At 59.0% G+C, this 19,175-nt stretch carries 17 protein-coding genes; 6 read left to right on the forward strand and 11 right to left on the reverse strand.

The genetic code is table 11. The features are described 5' to 3' along the window. The 7 genes from B2Y33_RS12450 to B2Y33_RS12480 form a co-directional block, all read right to left on the reverse strand. Positions 1-132 (reverse strand): YHYH domain-containing protein, encoded by a 132-nt coding sequence (locus B2Y33_RS12450; RefSeq protein WP_144415395.1) that lies wholly within the window; start codon positions 130-132, stop codon positions 1-3. A gap of 513 nt (positions 133-645) precedes the next feature. Further along, positions 646-1,674, reverse strand: coding sequence for a DUF4238 domain-containing protein (locus tag B2Y33_RS12455; protein ID WP_046784603.1), 1,029 nt, complete (start codon positions 1,672-1,674; stop codon positions 646-648). A gap of 69 nt (positions 1,675-1,743) precedes the next feature. Then, on the reverse strand, positions 1,744-2,037 hold the full coding sequence (locus B2Y33_RS12460) for a hypothetical protein (RefSeq protein ID WP_189339939.1): 294 nt from the start codon (positions 2,035-2,037) through the stop codon (positions 1,744-1,746). Between the two features lie 215 nt (positions 2,038-2,252). After that, complete coding sequence (locus B2Y33_RS12465; RefSeq protein WP_046784602.1) at positions 2,253-2,651, reverse strand: hypothetical protein; 399 nt, start codon at positions 2,649-2,651, stop codon at positions 2,253-2,255. Positions 2,652-2,653: 2 nt separating this feature from the next. Further along, a complete protein-coding gene (locus B2Y33_RS12470) occupies positions 2,654-4,891 on the reverse strand; it encodes a hypothetical protein (protein WP_206405827.1) in 2,238 nt (745 codons plus the stop codon). After that, positions 4,888-6,474, reverse strand: a complete 1,587-nt coding sequence (locus B2Y33_RS12475; RefSeq protein WP_046784600.1) for a tyrosine-type recombinase/integrase — start codon at positions 6,472-6,474, stop codon at positions 4,888-4,890. Before B2Y33_RS12475 ends, B2Y33_RS12470 begins: the two co-directional genes overlap by 4 nt. Continuing rightward, positions 6,471-7,736, reverse strand: coding sequence for a site-specific integrase (locus B2Y33_RS12480; protein WP_046784599.1), 1,266 nt, complete (start codon positions 7,734-7,736; stop codon positions 6,471-6,473). The genes B2Y33_RS12475 and B2Y33_RS12480 overlap by 4 nt, the downstream gene beginning before the upstream one ends. A 147-nt stretch (positions 7,737-7,883) precedes the next feature. Between B2Y33_RS12480 and ettA the strand changes: the two genes are divergently transcribed. Together ettA and gdhA are read left to right on the forward strand one after the other, a co-directional pair. Then, complete coding sequence (gene ettA / locus B2Y33_RS12485) at positions 7,884-9,578, forward strand: energy-dependent translational throttle protein EttA (RefSeq protein WP_206405826.1); 1,695 nt, start codon at positions 7,884-7,886, stop codon at positions 9,576-9,578. Between the two features lie 288 nt (positions 9,579-9,866). Next, a complete protein-coding gene (gene gdhA, locus B2Y33_RS12490) occupies positions 9,867-11,207 on the forward strand; it encodes an NADP-specific glutamate dehydrogenase (protein ID WP_110606942.1) in 1,341 nt (446 codons plus the stop codon). 83 nt (positions 11,208-11,290) lie between these two features. On the opposite strand, the gene B2Y33_RS12495 is transcribed toward gdhA, so the two are convergent. The 4 genes from B2Y33_RS12495 to B2Y33_RS12510 all read right to left on the reverse strand — a co-directional run bounded on the left by B2Y33_RS12495 (position 11,291) and on the right by B2Y33_RS12510 (position 14,767). Further along, positions 11,291-11,788: a GreA/GreB family elongation factor gene (locus tag B2Y33_RS12495; protein WP_027915479.1), complete on the reverse strand. Its 498-nt coding sequence runs from the start codon at positions 11,786-11,788 to the stop codon at positions 11,291-11,293. 70 nt (positions 11,789-11,858) lie between these two features. Further along, positions 11,859-12,209 (reverse strand): hypothetical protein, encoded by a 351-nt coding sequence (locus tag B2Y33_RS12500; protein WP_027915478.1) that lies wholly within the window; start codon positions 12,207-12,209, stop codon positions 11,859-11,861. Between the two features lie 143 nt (positions 12,210-12,352). Further along, a complete protein-coding gene (locus tag B2Y33_RS12505; protein ID WP_206405825.1) occupies positions 12,353-14,206 on the reverse strand; it encodes a DUF4105 domain-containing protein in 1,854 nt (617 codons plus the stop codon). Between the two features lie 72 nt (positions 14,207-14,278). Next, entirely contained in the window at positions 14,279-14,767 is a 489-nt protein-coding gene (locus B2Y33_RS12510; protein WP_206405824.1) for a DUF3015 domain-containing protein, read from the reverse strand. Positions 14,768-15,020: 253 nt separating this feature from the next. On the opposite strand from B2Y33_RS12510, the gene B2Y33_RS12515 reads away from it, so the two are divergent. The 4 genes from B2Y33_RS12515 to B2Y33_RS12530 all read left to right on the forward strand — a co-directional run. After that, positions 15,021-17,459: a Lon protease family protein gene (locus B2Y33_RS12515; RefSeq protein WP_027915476.1), complete on the forward strand. Its 2,439-nt coding sequence runs from the start codon at positions 15,021-15,023 to the stop codon at positions 17,457-17,459. 156 nt (positions 17,460-17,615) lie between these two features. Continuing rightward, positions 17,616-17,954, forward strand: coding sequence for a hypothetical protein (locus B2Y33_RS12520; protein ID WP_027915475.1), 339 nt, complete (start codon positions 17,616-17,618; stop codon positions 17,952-17,954). A 92-nt stretch (positions 17,955-18,046) separates the two neighbouring features. Next, positions 18,047-18,535: a TIGR00645 family protein gene (locus B2Y33_RS12525; protein WP_003247486.1), complete on the forward strand. Its 489-nt coding sequence runs from the start codon at positions 18,047-18,049 to the stop codon at positions 18,533-18,535. Between the two features lie 121 nt (positions 18,536-18,656). After that, positions 18,657-19,175: FKBP-type peptidyl-prolyl cis-trans isomerase (locus B2Y33_RS12530; RefSeq protein WP_288632967.1), on the forward strand; the 519-nt coding region annotated here is incomplete at its 3' end.

The raw sequence follows: 19,175 nt of genomic DNA on the forward strand, positions 1-19,175 counted from the left end.
TTAGTGGCAGTGGCGGTCGCCCGTTTTGTGGTTGGTATGACAACCCTTGGAGTCGGTACCGCCGCTGTGCGCGAAGGCAGCAACCGAGGAGAACGAAAGGACCGCAGCAATCACGAGGGAAACGATTTTCATCAGGCTACTCCATGCTTGGTTTTGTAGTGGCAAATTGCCTCATTAAGCATATAGCCATGAGTATTATCTTAACAATCCAAATTCTGGCTCTTGGCAATGTCCGCTAAGGGTCGAAAGCAGTCTATGGGCGGATTCCGCGATGCGGGTTTAGCTGCTCCTGAACCGCTCCGCGAAGCGAACCAAGGGGGTGAAGCTTGACCTTCGAACCTACGCTTATCGACTGGCCAAAAACAGCCATTCGCAGCAAAGACAAATCGACGAGATTACAGCCCCATAGCCTGCGTCATCCCCAATGGTCGATGGCACAAGCTGCGCAAAATGGGTAACCTGTGGAGGATTGCTCTGAGACTTTGTTGGCCATGGCCTCCCCTCGGAGACACTTGATAGCCCGCCTCACATGGCGGGCTTTTCTATTTTTTACTGGAATGCTACTGAACAGCCCCAGCTTACCGCTCCCAAGGGCGCCATTGTGAAGGCGAGTTGGCTCATGAAAGCGTGGGCGAGCCGCAATAATCAGCGGTCGGGGTAATTGGCTTCCTCTCTCGACTGGCTGTCATGCCATTCCGCCCAATGCTTTCGCACTGCTTTGAATTGCTCGGGACAGACCGTACGTGGCCTGCACTCTTCGATATCTCGCGTATCTGTTGCAAACACATAGTGATGGGCCCCGGTCAAAATCATCGTCCTGAAAAATGCTGCTTGAGCGAGACTCAACGTGGTGCCACGCCGACGTGGCGGTGAGCCCACACACGTGAACAGGAGATGCTTGGGGCTGAGTGGCATGAACAGCTGTGTGCCTGGCACATCCCAGCCGCCCTCAAGACTAATTGTTCCATTCGTACCAACTCCGACCCTCATGAAAGGGTTGTCGGACGTTGGCCAGGTGACTCCAGGTGGCGCGTGTAGAATGGTCCAACGATGATTTGGCAACCGATTGATGGTGCTCTTGAGCACATGTTCGATCTGCCAGAGCCAAAATTTCCGGCCGATTAGGATTTCGGCTTTGATGCCTTCTTCGCCATCCTCACTCTTCGAACGGTGAATTCTCAGCGGCAGCCTGCCATAAGGGTCTACAACCGGAGGGGGTTCAGACTGAACTCCGGCGGCTGAAGCTGCCTCGATTTGGCTGATTGACCACTCCATGGTCTCTGACAGAAATGCCTCAAGCGTTTCAGTTTGGCGTTTGAAAAAGCTCTCCATTTGGGCAGGAGTACGGACAGATTGCGCAACAGCAAAGCGGAATAAGTTGTTCCAATCCTCGCGGGTCAACTGCGACTCGCTAACTACCTTTTCGATGGATGCGAATCCAGGCGTTTCGAAGTCACGCTCAAGCCATCGCTCGACTTCGTCACTGGCTTCAGAACCAGACAAGCGAGTATAAAGATGCCGAAGCACCGCCACGCTTTTGGTTGAATACGGCTTCCAAACCGCGCTTTTTTCATGGGGCACTAGCAGACGATAGGCAAGGACTTTGCCCTCTATCGTCCAGTGCTTCAGATACGACTGCGGTACGTAATGGTTGTCCTTTTTGAAGCCTTTCATTCCCTGCTATTTCCTTGAATTTCTTGCCACTTGGCAGCCGTGCTCGCATCCGTGTCTCGCCAGCGAACCTTATTCCGAAGCATCCCGAATGAAGTCCAGCGTCGCCCCTATTTCCTTTTTATTGGCAGGCTGTTTCCCGCCCTGCGCATCAGCTTTCTCGGCAGCTGCTTGCTGATCATCAGAAGATGGCCAATGGGTACCAAATTCCCTCACCAAATAGCGGTTAGTCCGGTCAAATTCGTACTCGCTCTGAAATTCCCCTGGCCTGAACGATATAAGCCGGGAATCGTACAGTCGGGTGATGGCATCGGCTACCTGATGCCTGAGCATCCCCGTGTAGTGGACCAGGCGATCATAGCTCAAGGTCGCAATCCCTCTGCGGTCTCTAAAGGCGAGCAAGGTGAGGTAGATCTTCGACGCGTGGACGTCCAAGGAACGGGCCAACGATTACCGGGGACGCTACGGGAAAGCTGCACCCCACGCGAGCGCCTGGTCAAGTCGATGCAAACGGGTGGTCACGTGGAATGCAAACAAGTGGCCAAGTGAATGCAATTACGCAAGTACGCACAAATGCGCAATCATCTCTTCTTTTGAAGCTGTGAAACCGGCCGCTCCAGCATCGATTGCGTTAGCCCGTGTATATCAGCATTTGCTTGCCAGATCAAAAAACGGCTATGCATGTCTCGAACAGCAGCTAACAGCTTTTGGTTACTCGCTTTCAGTTCCTCAATGCGCTCGTTGGCTGCTTGTATATCGGCAATCCAGCCCGGCTTTAGCTTCTTAGCCTTCAATGCCGCCTTGCAATTCTTCATCGCTAAATCCACGGCAGGTAGATTCATCAGGGACTGGCGAACACGACTGATCCCCAGTTTTTCTTTGCATGCCTCAACGAGCAAAGGCCAGGTCAGCTTCGGCTCTGACCATTCCTCAATTAGCTTAATGATACGTTTCTCATCCTTTGGCGTTAAATGCCCCATCGTTAACCCTCGATCTCATCTAGGAAAGCCAAGACGTCATCCAACGATGGCAACGCCTCTTGCGCCTGGTTCTCTTCAATTACTTTGACTTCGATCAGTCCCGACATTGCGGCGGCGTTCTTGGTCAGCGTCCAACCGTTATCGACGTTCCACACAATGGCACCGTTTTCGAGTTCCGGGTTTTCCATCATTTGGATGAGCGCCTCGCACTTAAAAAGCTTCTCACCCAGTTTTTTGGCCGACTCCGACGCCCCAAACACACCCCGAGACTGCGCATCCAGGGCTTTATCGAGACGGCGTTTGAGGTCGTCGCGTTCTTCCTTGAGGTTGGCCAGCTTTACGTCATCCCCCTTCACGCAGCCAAGCCGCCCGCAGTCCAAACAGGCACCCATTTTCGGGCAGGGCTCGGACGCAAAGTTGTGCACACACACGCCGAGAGGGGTTTGATGGATAATGCGGTCCTGCTCACCTTCGCGCAGTTCCCTTACATCAGCAAGATTCAGAGGCTGATTGGTTTTTACCTTGGCCAGACGCTGAGCGGCGCTGCTGTTCTTCGTTTTGGGGTGGTAAGCCGCAACCCGTTGGGTGCGCTCCTCGATGGTCTCGTGGTTGTAAACCGATCCCATCGTCGTGCGCCCGGAGAAAGCGTCAATCAGGAGCTGCGACAGACCGGCCTGTTGCATCCGCGTGTTCAATTCGTGTCGAAACGCATGCGTGTTGACCTTGACACCGGGGTAGCCATGGCGCTCGAACAGACTTTTCCTTGCCGGGTTGTTCATACTGGCTAATTGCGCCTTCATTCGGTTAGGGTTCGCCGCGATCTCTACGCCAAACCCGTGCGTCACGGCAGTGCCACCTGCGTCTTCAGCCAGCGCTCCCGTGCGCACGGTGAATAAGGCATCACGAAACTTCACCCGCGCCTTGCCCTCCGTGTACGGCGTGGTGTAGGGAAAATCCTTTGGGAGATACTTCTCACGCAGCAGCACATTGAGCGTGCGCAGCGTGATCACACACCGGCCGTCCAACTCAACACCCTGGACTCCTGGCTTGTCCGTCACGTATATCCGCGTCCCTCTAATGGCATCCAAACCATCACGAATCTCGGCCAAAAGGGCTCGGGCGGCGGGGCTGAGAGCCTTTTTCTGCTCCATGGGTTTTAGGAAACCATTTTGGAATGTAGTTCGCGGGTTGTGGTTCTCATGAACACTGAGTTTCAGCGCGGCACAGGCTTCGGCAAAGGTGAGCGGTTCATCAGGCCCCTTGGGTGGCAGCCCTTCATGGGGCGGAAACTCATCGGGATGCTCTTCCAGCCAGGCGGCGTAAGCCCGCGCCTCATCGGTGATCGGTTTTAACAAGGTGATGACCCGATCGACAACCGGCTCCATCTCGGGCTTAACGACTGGCTTCAGCGTAACCTGGTTTATCTTTTCCGCGTACCAGCGCAGGAACATGCGCCGTTTGCCGTGGGTATCCTCTTTGAACACCCGACAATCCAATTCAACATCCGCCAACTCACCCACGCGACTCGGGGCGCTAAGCAACAGCGCACAGGCGGATGTCACAACTATATCCAGAGGGCGGGTCAATTCGTTAGTGAACACTTCCCCGAGCGCTTTGATCGCTTCGGGGTTGGGCAGTTTCTGTTCCCAATCCGCTTTTTGCTGCTTGAGCGTGCCACGCGGCTTCATCGTAAGCGGAGAGGTCCACCGAAAATCGGTCTTGAGCAGTTTTTTGGCCCGCATCAGTGAGATGAGGGCCTCAAGTGCCTTGCTGCTACAGTATGCGTTGTTGCCTTTTGCCCAGTGACGACTCAGTTGCTCGCACGCTTCATTGCAGGCAGCGGCAGACACCTGCGTCACATCCCGCGTACCGGTCAGCTTGACCAAGGCAGCTTCCAGCACCTTCAGGGCACTTAGCCAGTCTCTAATTGCCTTTTTCTGCAAATACACCCGTCGGTACACCATGATGGCCTTGGCAAACTCCGTGAAGGGTGCCTGTATCGCCTTTGGGGCTGCCTTGGTCGATCCGTGCGCCGTGAAGCTACAGCTATGGACGCCATGCTTGTGCCAACTGCCGTCCTCCCAGCAAATACTCGAGTGCACGCGATTGGGAATGCCTTTGGGCAGGGTCTGTTTTGCCCATTCGATAAACGCCGCGAGCTGAGCCTCCGCAGCCAGTTGGCTCCTAGGCTCGAAATCAACAATGTTGTTCGTCAGTTCAGAATCAAACGCATCGGTCATTCGCCTTTCCTCCCTGATTGGCGCATGGCCTCACAATCCAGAATCACCTTGCGGCACGCCAGAATGGCCCGATCCCAGAGCACGCCGGTCGTTCTATCCGTGTCAATGATTTGCGCCCGCCGACGTTCCAGTCGCTCAAGGACAGCGCGGTGATTGGCATACAGAAGGGGCTGGAATTTTCCGCATGCGTAACAGGTAAAGGGCGCATCGAGATGGCAGGCGGCATTGGCACCGCACACTGCCAGATCCTCGATTTGTCGATCCGCTCGATCCCCGTTTTTTGCTGAGGTGCGATCCGTGACGATGATCCCGTTGAACGCATTCACAACCAAGGCCAGATGGTCGCTCATCTTCGCGTCGATCAAGGCCAGCAGCTCCGGCGACACCTGGCGGTACTTTCGCACTGTCCGAGTATTCTTGTGCATCAATGCGCTGGCCATCGTCCACTCATCCAGCCCGGTATTGGACAGGTCCGTGCCGAGGGTGTGCCTGAACCGGTGCCCCCGCGTCACTTTCAGCGGCTGATGGGTGCGAGGCGAAATCGGAAAGCCCTCAATCCGCTCGATGCGATCAAGCCATGCCTGAACCGTGCCTGCTCCAACATGAAAGATTGGCTGCGGCGCCTCTTCGAGGGCTTTTTGCAGGGGGCTATCGAGTAAAATAGGGGGATTCACCCGATTCGGAAATTCTGCTTCATCATCCATCTTCCGACGAAAGAGCGGCACATTCTCAATGGCTGCATCCCAGTCGGCGCGGTCTGGATAGGTTTGCCAGAGTTTCGCCAGAACCATGGCCTTGTAGGCCTGCACGGTGGTGTAGAGGTCCTCATCCAGACTGAAGATTTCGGACTTTGCTCGCCAACCCGCCTCGCCGTCTTTTTGCTTTGCCCAATGAAACCTGACCTTGCAGCCATTATCGGTCTTCGTGAAATCACCAAAAACCATCATGCGCACCTGAGCGCCACGCTGCCCGTAAATCATCAACAGGCGCAGATACAGGTATTGCTCGGGATCTAGCTGACCGTGACAGAACCGCTCATGTATCCATTGGTGCAGCGCGTCCTGCTCCACCTGGGTGAACGGGCCCTGTTCGGGGTCCAGGCTGAGGATCACATCGTGGCTGGATTTCTTTTTTCTGGGCAGTGCCTGGTAGGCCTCGATCAGGGATTGTGGCGGACGTTGTTCGAGGGACTCGCAGCCGCGCCAAAACGCCATGAAAGCGGCGAACTGACTGAACTCGCTGACGTTAAAGCGCTCCCGCAGAGCGATTAGGTGATCCTCGTTGAGCGGGTCAAGACTGGCCTGAGCAGCCCGCGACAACACGCTGCCGACTTTAGCAACCGAGCCCGTTGCATGATCAGCCATTCGATAGGCCAGGGCGGCGTGCAACCAGGGCTGCCAATCCGGCGAAACGCAGGCAAGGGCCGCTTTCCAGTTGACTGGGTTTCTGGCCGATTTATCGGGTTTCCACATGGGGTGAGTCGGTGTGAACACCTCCCCACATTTCGCCAGGCGAGGCGTGCTCAGCCATGCATCGAGGCTGTCCTTCGTGGGGGCCTGAAGTGCTTCGACGGCGATGTTCACGCTGAACCTCCTGGTGTCATGCCGGCCTTCTGACGGCTGGACGTAAACCGCTCGGCCCGTTTCTGTATCGCTTTGTCTGCCTCCTCCTTCCAGAACTTTGCGCCGTAGAGGCCGGGCATGTTCGACTCGGGACTCCAGCCGAACATCCATGTCAGAGTCTTTTGAACTTGCGTGGTACGATCCTCCGGCGTGAGCGCTGCCAGTTCCTCACGCATGCTTTCCAGCATGGTGTAGACCGCGTCATGCCTGAGAATATGCGGGTGGACATGAGCCAGTTCCGGCGCTATTACTCGAATCCTCGACAGAACGCCATCCACTGCCTTGATGGTCAGAGGCCCGCCCTCATTTCGCTTGTGCGCCACAAGCAAAAACGGATGCTTCCTTGCTTGCGATGTGCCGCTACGGGCCTTTCTGTGGCGATATTTCGATTCGTACTCAGTGATCGCGTCATACAGGTCATCGGTCATCACCAGCATGCGCTCGTGGGTTTTGAATTGCGGGGCCATGGTTCGTGGATCGATGCTCTCATCCTCCAGGTTGACCACCGCCAGTTGACGACTGTGCCAGTGAATATCTTTGGTCTTGATCAGCAGCATCTCGGAGCGTCGCAGCCCCATGTCGAGACCCAACAGCAAAATGATGTAGTTACGCAGCCTGATGGCATCATCTGAAAAGGGATTCTCGGCGCTATCCGGATGCATGATTTCCAGCAAACGAGTTCGCTCCTGGGCAGTAAGCCCCTTCATTTGGTCCGTTCGCGTTTTTTTCCACGCAAGGCTGGCCGCTTTGATCTTGCGGTTGATGCGCTTCTTCAGATCGTCAACCGCCTCATATCGTGTTGAGTGATCACCCAACTTGTCATAGAGGAAGGCCAGATAGTCGCGTACCGCCTCGATTCGCTGCTGCGCATGGACTTTGCTAACGGATTTGTAGGCGGTCGGATGCAATCGCATCCCCGCATACTTCATGGCCAAGGTTTCCTTGCTGAACCCCGCGTCCGACACAAACCTGGAAAGCTCACTGTCTGTCAGGTACCGGCTGTGAGGGCGCTGTTCGAGGTGAGAAATCAGATCAGTGGAGGAAAACGCCAGAAACTCCTCAAACACAGCAAGATGCTCAAGATATTTCTTGGTTGTTTCGAGGGCTCTGCCCGAGTGCTCCATGGTGATGTATAGGTTGGGGTAGTACACAGGGATGTAGTCTTGCACCAACAGCTTTCTTCGAGCAGCATTCACCACCTGCTCTATGACCTGGAAACCCATGATGCTCCCTCATAAACATAACTTTTCGAAGTATAGTCAGGGGTATCGGACGGTCAACGCAAAACCTAACGTTTTACTTTCCAGGGTTTGAGCGCCTGTCTCTACCCTCAAGGCACTGAAAATACAGGATTAAAGGCGAATCAAACCATGTCAAAAAATGACAAATCAGGCAAAACAGGCTCTTACGTCTACACCATGCATCGGCTGAGCAAGGTCGTGCCGCCGAAGCGGGAAATCCTGAAGAACATTTCCCTGTCGTTCTTCCCTGGCGCCAAGATCGGCGTGCTGGGCCTCAACGGCGCAGGTAAATCGACGCTGCTGCGGATCATGGCGGGCGTCGACAAGGAATTCGACGGCGAAGCCCGTCCGATGCCTGACATCAACGTGGGCTACCTGCCCCAGGAGCCTCAGCTGGACCCGAGCAAGTCGGTCCGTGAGGTGGTCGAGGAAGCCGTCAGCGTCATCAAGGACGCCCAGGCGCGTCTTGACGAGGTCTACGCGGCCTACGCCGAGCCGGACGCCGACTTCGACAAGCTGGCTGCCGAGCAGGCCAAGCTCGAATCCATCCTGCAGGCCGCCGACGGGCATAACCTGGAACGCCAGCTGGACGTCGCCGCCGACGCGCTGCGCCTGCCGGCCTGGGATGCACGCATCGAGCACCTCTCCGGTGGCGAGAAGCGCCGTGTCGCCCTGTGCCGCCTGCTGCTGTCGGCCCCCGACATGCTGCTGCTCGACGAACCGACCAACCACCTGGACGCTGACTCGGTCGCCTGGCTCGAGCGCTTCCTGCACGATTTCCCCGGCACCGTGGTGGCCATTACCCACGACCGTTACTTCCTCGACAACGTCGCAGGCTGGATCCTGGAGCTCGACCGCGGTGCCGGTATTCCCTATGAAGGCAACTATTCGGGCTGGCTGGAAGCCAAGTCCGATCGTCTGGCCCAGGAATCCAAACAGCAGAGCGCCCATGAAAAGGCCATGAAGGAAGAACTGGAATGGGTGCGCAAAGGCGCCAAGGCCCGCCAGTCCAAATCCAAGGCACGTCTGCAGCGTTTCGAGGAACTGCAGTCGCAGGAATTCCAGAAGCGCAGCGAAACCAACGAGATCTACATCCCGGCCGGTCCGCGTCTGGGCGACAAGGTCATCGAATTCAAGAACGTCACCAAGGGTTATGGCGACCGCGTCCTGATCGACAACCTGTCCTTCGCCATGCCCAAGGGTGCGATCGTGGGCGTGATCGGGGGTAACGGCGCCGGTAAATCCACCCTGTTCCGCATGCTCATGGGCAAGGAGCAGCCGGATTCGGGCAGCATCGAGATCGGTGAAACCGTGCAACTGGCGTGTGTCGACCAGAGCCGCGAGGACCTGGACGGCGCCAAGACCGTGTTCCAGCAGATTTCCGACGGCTCGGACATGATCCGTATCGGCAACTACGAAATCCCATCGCGCACTTACGTGGGCCGCTTCAATTTCAAAGGGGGCGACCAGCAGAAGTTCGTCAAGGACCTCTCGGGCGGTGAACGTGGCCGTCTGCACCTGGCCTTGACCTTGAAAGAGGGCGGCAACGTCCTGCTGCTCGACGAACCGTCCAACGACCTCGACGTCGAGACCTTGCGTTCCCTGGAAGAGGCGCTGCTGGACTTCCCCGGCGCCGCCATCGTGATTTCCCACGACCGTTGGTTCCTGGACCGCGTCGCGACTCACATCCTGGCATACGAAGACGACTCGAACGTGGTGTTCTTCGAAGGCAACTACACCGAGTACGAAGCCGATCGCAAGAAGCGCCTGGGCGATGCCGCCGCACAGCCGCACCGTGTGCGTCACAAGAAGCTGGCGCAATAAGCCAGCGTCTGCTGCACAGAAATGGGGCCCTCAGGGGCCCCATTTTCGTGCGTGCTTCACAATTTGTTCGGATTCTGTCCATAGGTCATGAAGGGCTACGGCAGGCCTTCTGGTAGCTGACATCTAGTGGGCCGCGCCTGAGTTGCCGTCTGAGCGGTTTGTATACATTTACATAAAACGCACCAAATTATTTCAATAAAACGACATTTCGCCCTGTTGCAGGGCAATTGCTTCTTGGTACATTCGGGAAAAACCAATAAGTCCAATCCTCTTGGTGAGATGTCTACCATGATCGAATCCGTCGACAATTTCCTTGCACGCCTGCAACAGCGTGACCCTGGCCAACCCGAGTTTCACCAAGCCGTCGAAGAAGTGCTGCGCACCTTGTGGCCCTTTCTGGAAGCCAACCCTCACTACCTGCAAGCGGGCATTCTCGAGCGCATGGTCGAGCCTGAGCGTGCAGTGTTGTTCCGGGTGTCGTGGGTGGACGATCACGGCAAGGTTCAGGTCAACCGCGGTTACCGTATCCAGATGAACAGCGCCATTGGCCCCTACAAGGGCGGCCTGCGCTTCCACCCTTCGGTGAACCTCAGTGTTCTGAAATTCCTCGCATTCGAGCAAGTCTTCAAGAACTCCCTGACCTCGCTGCCCATGGGCGGTGGCAAGGGTGGGTCTGACTTCGATCCCAAGGGCAAGAGCGACGCCGAAGTGATGCGCTTCTGCCAGGCCTTCATGAGCGAGCTGTACCGTCACATCGGTGCCGACTGCGATGTTCCGGCCGGGGACATCGGGGTAGGGGCGCGCGAGATCGGCTATATGTTCGGGCAATACAAGCGTCTGGCCAACCAGTTTACCTCCGTGCTGACCGGCAAGGGCATGACCTATGGCGGCAGCCTGATTCGTCCGGAAGCCACGGGCTATGGCTGTGTGTATTTTGCCGAGGAGATGCTCAAGCGCCAGGGCCAGCGCATCGACGGCCGTCGCGTGGCGATCTCGGGCTCGGGCAACGTCGCCCAATACGCCGCGCGCAAGGTGATGGACCTGGGGGGCAAGGTGATCTCGCTGTCCGATTCCGAAGGTACCTTGTACGCCGAGGCGGGCCTCACCGACGCGCAGTGGGAAGCGGTGATGATCCTCAAGAACGTCAAGCGCGGCCGCATCAGCGAGCTGGCCGGGCAATTCGGCCTGGAGTTCCGCAAGGGCCAGACGCCGTGGAGCCTGGCCTGCGACATCGCGCTGCCATGCGCGACGCAGAACGAACTGGACGTCGAGGATGCCAAGGCACTGTTGGCCAACGGCTGTATCTGCGTCGCAGAAGGCGCCAACATGCCCACGACCCTGGCGGCTGTGGACATCTTCCTTGAAGCTGGCATCCTCTATGCGCCGGGCAAGGCGTCCAACGCGGGTGGCGTTGCGGTGTCGGGCCTGGAAATGTCGCAGAACGCCATGCGCTTGCTGTGGACTGCTGGCGAAGTGGACAGCAAGCTGCATGGCATCATGCAGTCGATTCACCACGCCTGCGTTCACTATGGTGAAGAGGGCGATGGCCGGGTCAACTATGTCAAAGGGGCCAACATTGCGGGCTTCGTGAAGGTGGCCGATGCGATGCTGGCCCAAGGGGTCGTCTGATCGCGTGAGGCTTGGCAGCCCATCGGCGGCACACCAGTTACAGGCATATTGAGCGGTCTCGCCGGGTCGGCTGCGGTGGGCTGTCAGCCCGCCCCTTCGATCTCGATGATCTCGATAGCCTGTTCACCGACGGGGCGGCGCCATGTCACCTCATCTCCCGGGGCTGCGCCCAGCAAGGCCCTGCCCAGGGGTGAGCCCCAGTTGATCAATCCACGCGCCGCGTCAGCCTCATCTTCGCCTACCAGGCACACCAAGTGTTCCTGGTCCTGATCGTCGATGAACCTGACGCGGCTGCCTATCTGCACTTTTTCGGTGGACAGGGCTGTCGGCACCACTTGGGCACTGTGTACCCGCGCGGCGAAATACCGCAGATCACGCTCGATTTCGGCCAATCGCTGTTTGTCGGCACGCTCGCCCTGAGCCTGCAACTCACTGCGCAACGTATTGAGTTCGGTCAGCCGTTGCTGCAGTTGGCGCAGGCCGTTGGCGGTGACGTAATTGGGCTGGTCGCTGACACGCCGCTCGACGGGTTGGTCGGCCTGGGCGGCGGCCTGGTCTTCGTTGACAAATGCTCGGCTCATGAGTGCCTCCTTGTGCAGAAGACCATCATGGCAGGGGCGGGGTTTCAAGCAATGCCCACCTGCGACGTCTTCAACGCCAGGCGCGGGCAGCGCCGCGGTCTTTCTCCTGCTGCCACTCACGGTCCCGTTCGTCCCAGAAACGCTCGTGGTAGCGCTGCTGTTCGGCCCGCTCCTGCATGGCCTGGCATTGGCGAAAGCCATCGTCCCAGCCGGACTCGTACTGCCGTTCTTGAAGGTAGCGCGGCACGTTCTTGCGAAAATCACCTGCCGGCACGCCCGCGGCCTGACGGCCGCTGCTGCACCCGTCCTCGAAGCCATCGGCGTAGGCAGGGGGAAACCCCTGGCCAAGCATCTGCTCGTGAGTCGTTTCGCACCCCGACAGCAGCATCGCCACGCACAGACCCAACCAGAACCGCCACATAGACCTTGCCCTCATGCCGTCCAGGTGAAGTCTAGAGGGCCAGTTGTGGGCGTGCTGTCAAAACCGTGTCAAAGACTGGTTGAGGCGGGCCACAGGCCGGAACATCGCCGTAAACATGAACGCTTTCACACCAGACCAGACCCTCAGTAGTGATACCACTTCACTTCCAGCATCACCTCGTTCTGCGCCGTGGACAGGTGGCTGAACTGGCGCGAGGCACTCAGGCGCAGCCCCAGGTTCTGGCTGATTTCCCACTGCTGGTTCAGGCTGACGCTACGGCGCACTTCGCCATTGGTGAAGTAATCGCCCTTGGCCTCCAGCGTCATGTTGCCAAGCCCATTGCGCCACAGCAGCCCGCCATTGAAACCTGCGGCAGGTGCGATGAACTGCGCGAAGTCGTTGTGGTGTTCTACACGGACTGTACCCAGTGCAAAGCCCAGCAAGTCATCACCCAGCTGCCAGGTGCCACCGGCGCCACCATTGACGTGGCTCACCAGCACCTCGTCATCGTGTTTGCCCGGCACCCGCTCAAGGCCGCCGGCCACTTGCCACGACCAGGGCTTGAGCAGTTCGTTGCGCGGTGTCAGCGAACGAATGGTCGCCAGGTCCAGGCGTTGCACTTGCCAGTCATTGCCTTCGTACTGGCGCACTTTCAGTTGCAAGATCTCGATCTGCGCCCCCAATGGGAAGCCGTAGGCGTTGTCGTTGAGATCATGGTAAGCCATGCGCAGGCCATATTCGGCATAGGCGCGGTCTTCGCGCGTGCCCACGCCCAACTGCCAGGTACGCGAGTCATGGCCGTCCTCGGGCAACCCCGGGCGCTCGATGGCCAACGGCGGCGGCGGGTTGGTGTTGATCGCGCGTAGCAGTTCGAAGCTGCGCTTGGCCTGGCCGGGGTCACGTTCCTGGCCATTGGCGCGGTAACGCTCAAGGCGGTAGGCAGCGTCTTGTATCAAGGCCTGCCGCTCGCGGGGCAGGGCCTTGAACGCGGGGTTTTGCAATTGCGCAGTGTCGGCGCTTACGGCCAGCACCTGGCGTTTCTCGTCATGGTCCAGTGGCGCTGCACGCGCCAGCAGTTCGCGCTCGCGCGAGGGGCGGTAGAGTTCACTGGCGACCAAGCCTGATTGTTTCACCGCCTTCACGGTGTCGGTCGGTATGGCGGTCAGCGGGAACTGCGAGGTCAGGTCCAGGCCTGGCCGAGCCACCTGCAGCAACTCCAGCAGGCGATAGGAGCAGTTCTCGTCGAAGAAGAAGTAGTCGAACTGAATCTGTTTCAGTTCCCAGACGTGCTCGACCATGCGGCCTGTTTCTTCCGGCGTGAGGTCTAGCTGGTATTCCCACAGGTCGCGGTTTTCCAGGCTGCGGTATTCCGACAGTTTCTCCTGATAGGGCATCAGCGCGAACAGGCCGGGATAACCACCGGCCAACCCTTTCCAGGCATACAGAATGCTGTTGTCGCTGCCTTCGATGTACGCGCCGAAGTTGATCGCGTAGCTGAGCAGCGTGGTGGCGTCACTGCGGGTAGTGGACTGGTCGATGCGCAGCAGCGTGTGCCCGAACATCGACGAGGGGCTGTTCAGGTAGGCAGCCGGGAAGATCAACGCAGCGCTGTGCGGGTCGATCGACTGGTACCAGGTCTTGAATTCCTGGCACTGGGGTTGCGGCAAATCCTGTAGGCCAAGTTGCTCTTTCAGCCAGCGAGTGCGGGCCGGGAATACACACTGAGCGTGCTTGTCGCCCAGGCTTGCCGGGGCATACAGCGCCTGCACCGTCGCTTTCAGCTCACGGTCCGGATGGTGTGCGCCATCTTGGGCAAGGAAGAATGCGTCATCGTCTACGTAGCTGCGCCAGCCACCGAGCTTACCGGTTTCGTAATGGCCCAAAGCAATCCAGTAGGGGGTACTGGCCAGTTGCTGGAGACGGCCTTGATCCAGCATCGGCGCAGCATGAACAGGGGCGCAGAACAACAGCGCCAGAGAGGCAAGGCGTTTGAGCATATCGGGCAACTACTTCCAGACGATGCCGAAGAAAGAGAGACCCGCCCCGGAGCCGGGGCGGGAAACGCGCGTTTAGACTTCGGTAGCGTACTTGGCCAGGCGTGGGTCGTTCTTCAGAACGGCCAGGGTGTTGCTGTGCACGGTTTCAGCATTGACATCGGCGCTGCTGAAGATCTGGTTGAAGTGATCGTGGGTGACCGATGCGAAGTGCGCACGGTCTTCCGGCGCCACGCCCAGTACCACGGCGTAGGTGGTCAGTGCTTCACCCTGACCCATGGCCATGTCTTCGGAAAGCTCGTTCATCATGCCGTTCATGGCGAACCACGATTTGCCGCCGTAGGTCAGTGCAGACTTGGTGGAGCAGCCGTTGGTGCCGGAGGTCATGCCGAAGGTGGCGTTACCGGAAGTGCCGTTGGTGGTGGAAGCCAGGAAGTGTGCCGGAGTGCCGCGCTGGCCTTCGAACAGCATGTTGCCCCAGCCGCAATTCGGGCCGCCTGGCGCGTCGGCCATGGCGTTGAGCGAAGCGACGGTGAACAGAGTACCCAGAAGAATCCGTTTCATAGCATTTATTCTCTATTTGACTTAAACCAAGGGTCAGGTTTCTGGCAACTCGGGTGCCAGGTCGGGAAAGCATTTCACCCACCCGCGCAAGTTGGAGTTTAGGCATGTTCCAAAGGTTGCGTTACCGATTGCGAAAAATTTGCTTGTACAAGACACCGTCGCGCCTGCGACATAAATCCCGAGGAGCCTTGCAACCCGCGCGCAGGCAGCGCCAGAATGCTGCGTATCTGCCCCGCCGAAGTAAGGAAACCCAATGCCCGATCCTGTCGCTGCGCGCCTGCGTCTTGCGCCTGAAGCCCTCACCCGGCGTTTCTCTCCCGAGCAGTTTGCTTTCACCAATACGGACGATCTGGAGCCGTTTCGCGGCGTACTGGGCCAGGAGCGTGCTGTCGAGGCCCTGCAATTCGGCGTGGCCATGCCGCGCCCCGGCTACAACGTATACGTGATGGGCGAGCCCGGTACCGGCCGGTTCTCGTTCGTCAAGCGTTACCTCAAGGCGGAGGGCAAGCGTCAGCAGACCCCATCCGACTGGCTTTACGTCAACCATTTTGACGACACCCGCGAGCCGCGAGCCCTGGAATTGCCATCGGGCAGTGCCGGGGACTTCATCGCTGACATGAACGGGTTGATCGACAACTTGCTGGCGACATTCCCGGCCGTGTTCGAACACCCCTCGTACCAGCAGAAAAAAGGCGCCATCGACCGCGCCTTCAACCAGCGCTACGACCGCGCGCTGGATGTGATCGAGCGCGCTTCGCTGGAAAAGGACGTGGCCTTGTACCGCGATGCCAGCAACGTGGCCTTCACGCCGATGGCAGACGGCAAGGCCCTGGATGAGGCCGAGTTCGCCCAGTTGCCTGAGCACGTGCGCGAACAGTTTCACGAAGACATCGCCCTGCTCGAGGAGCGTTTGAACGAAGAGCTGGCCAGCCTTCCGCAATGGAAGCGTGAGTCGAACAACCAGTTGCGCCAGCTCAACGAAGAAACCATTACCCTGGCACTTGAGCCTTTGCTCGCACCGCTGTCGGAAAAGTACGCCGAGAACGCTGCCGTGTGTGCCTACCTGCAATCGGTGCAACTGAACCTGTTGCGCACGGTGGTCGAGCAACTGGTCGAGGACAGCAAGACAGACGCCGTGGCGCGCAAGATGCTCGAGGAGCAGTACGCACCCAGCCTGGTCGTGGGCCATCATCATGACGGCGGGGCGCCGGTGGTGTTCGAGCCGCACCCGACCTACGACAACCTGTTCGGTCGCATCGAGTACAGCACCGACCAGGGCGCGCTCTACACGTCGTACCGGCAGTTGCGTCCGGGAGCCCTGCACCGGGCCAACGGCGGCTTCCTGATCCTGGAAGCCGAGAAAATGCTGGGTGAGCCCTTTGTCTGGGATGCGCTCAAGCGCGCCCTGCAATCGCGCAAGCTCAAGATGGAGTCACCCTTGGGCGAGCTTGGCCGGGTGGCGACCGTCAGCCTTACCCCGCAGGTGATCCCGCTCAACGTCAAGCTGGTGATCATCGGCTCGCGTCAGTTGTATTACGCGCTGCAGGACCACGACCCGGACTTCCAGGAGATGTTCAGGGTGCTGGTGGATTTTGACGAAGACATGCCCATGGTCGACGAGAACCTGGAGCAGTTCGCCCAACTGCTGCGCACCCGTACCAACGAGGAGGGCATGGCGCCCTTGACCAGCGACGCCGTGGCCCGGCTAGCGACCTACAGCGCTCGCCTGGCTGAAAACCAGGCACGGCTCTCGGCCCGGATCGGCGACCTGTTCCAGCTGGTCAGCGAGGCCGACTTCATTCGTCAGCTGGCCAACGACGAAATGACCGATGCTGGCCATATCGAACGTGCACTCAAGGCCAAGGCCACACGCACCGGGCGGGTCTCGCAGCGGGTGCTGGACGACATGCTGGCCGGCATCATCCTGATCGACACTCAGGGCGCGGCCATCGGCAAGTGCAATGGCCTGACCGTGCTGGAGGTGGGCGACTCGGCATTCGGCATGCCCGCGCGTATCTCGGCCACCGTGTACCCGGGCGGTAGCGGTATCGTCGACATCGAGCGCGAGGTAAACCTGGGCCAGCCTATCCACTCCAAGGGGGTGATGATCCTGACCGGCTACCTGGGCAGCCGCTATGCCCAGGAATTCCCGCTGGCGATCTCGGCCAGCATCGCCCTGGAGCAATCCTACGGTTACGTGGACGGCGACAGCGCCTCGCTAGGTGAGGCCTGCACGTTGATCTCGGCCCTTTCGCGCACCCCGCTCAAGCAGTGCTTCGCGATCACCGGTTCGATCAACCAGTTCGGTGAAGTGCAGGCTGTCGGGGGTGTGAACGAGAAGATCGAAGGGTTCTTCAGGCTCTGCGAAGCCCGTGGCCTGACCGGTGAGCAGGGGGTGATCATCCCGCGCGCCAACGTGGCCACGCTCATGCTCGACGAACGTGTGTTGCAGGCGGTCGAGAGTGGCACCTTCCATGTGTATGCGGTCAGCCAGGCAGATGAGGCGTTGAGCCTGCTGGTAGGCGAGGAGGCGGGTGTGCCTGACGAGAAAGGGCAGTTCACCGAGGGTAGCGTGAATGCACGCGTCGTCGAACGGCTGCGCGAGATTGCCGAGATGATCAGTGAGGAAGACATCGAGAAGGCGGAAAAGGAGCGCCTTGAAGAGGTGATCGCGCAAGCCAAGCCTGCTTGAGTCAAGAAACCGGCGCTGGCGGCCAATGGCTACCGTTCGGCGCCGGTTTTCCATCTTGTCCTGACGCTCTTCTATGCTGAACCAAGGACGACATCAGTGTTCAGGATGAAGACAGCCCGTTTGCTGGGCTGAACGGAGCTTTCGGAGGACGCGGCCATGCGCAACCTCAGCCTTACACGTCAGTGCCTGGGCCTTGTGACCCGCATCGAATGCAGTATCCGGCCACTGGCTGGCGATACCGGTATGTGGACGCTGCTGTTCGCCGCCGGCATGGCCGGTGAGCAACCCTCGGCAGTAAAGGCCCAAGGGCCGTTTCACGGGCCGCAGGTGGCCGAGTCCGTGCTCAATGCCATCGTCGACAGCCTGACCCTGCACGGGTATCAGCTCAACGAAGACCCGCCCATCTGGTGCCTGCACCTGCAGGCGCAGTTGCGGCGCATGAACGGCGAGCGCACCAAAAACCTGGGCGACTACCAGTTCCATCCTGAGACCTGAACAGGCCGGGACGGTCATCCAGCTTTTGCTGCATGAGGCGGCTGGCTATACTCGCGGTCGTTTTTCCAGTCACCTACGAGTCCCCATCCTCCATGGAACGTATTCTCGAAAATGCGATGTATGCCTCCCGCTGGCTGCTCGCCCCCATCTACTTCGGCCTGTCCCTGGGCCTGCTGGCCCTTGCGCTGAAATTCTTCCAGGAAGTGGTCCATGTCCTGCCCAACGTCTTTGCCTTGAGCGAAGCCGACCTGATCCTGGTGATCCTGTCGCTGATCGATATGTCGCTGGTCGGCGGGCTGTTGGTCATGGTAATGATTTCCGGCTATGAGAACTTCGTTTCGCAGCTGGATATCGACGAGAGCAAGGAAAAGCTCAACTGGCTCGGCAAGATGGACTCCTCCTCGCTGAAGATGAAGGTGGCTGCGTCGATCGTGGCCATCTCGTCCATCCACCTGTTGCGGGTGTTCATGGATGCCCAGAACATCTCCACCGATTACCTGATGTGGTACGTCATCATCCACATGACCTTCGTGGTCTCGGCGTTCTGCATGGGTTACCTGGACAAGCTCACCAAGCACTAGCCTCGACTTCAGCTGCACGCGGGGGTCTGCCGCGTGCAGCTAGGTGCCTCTCGATATGCTAGGCTGCTCGCCCTTTTCATCAAGGGCGTGGCTGCGCTGCGCCCTGCAGTGGAGCATGACAATGTCCGAGATCAACCTGTCTACCGACGAAACCCGCGTCAGCTACGGCATCGGCCGTCAGCTGGGTGGCCAGCTGCGCGACAACCCGCCGCCAGGGGTGAGCCTGGAAGCGATCGTGGCCGGCCTGACCGACGCCTTCAACGGTGCAGACAGCCGCGTCAGCGAGGCCGATCTGTCGGCCAGCTTCCAGGTTATCCGTGAAGTGATGCAAGCCCAGGCAGCCGCCAAGGCCGAGGCTGCAGCGGCTGCCGGCAAGCAGTTCTTGGCCGACAACGCCAAGCGCGACGGCATCGTCACCCTGGATTCGGGCTTGCAGTACGAAGCGCTGAACACCGGTGAAGGCGCCAAGCCATCGCGCGAAGACCAGGTGCGTGTGCACTACCACGGCACCCTGATCGACGGCACCGTGTTCGACAGCTCGTACGATCGTGGTCAGCCGGCCGAATTCCCGGTTGGGGGCGTGATCGCAGGTTGGACCGAAGCCCTGCAATTGATGAGCGCCGGCAGCAAGTGGCGCCTG

Source organism: Pseudomonas sp. UBA5666 (genome assembly GCF_002420785.1).
GTDB classification, from domain to species: domain Bacteria; phylum Pseudomonadota; class Gammaproteobacteria; order Pseudomonadales; family Pseudomonadaceae; genus Aquipseudomonas; species Aquipseudomonas fulva.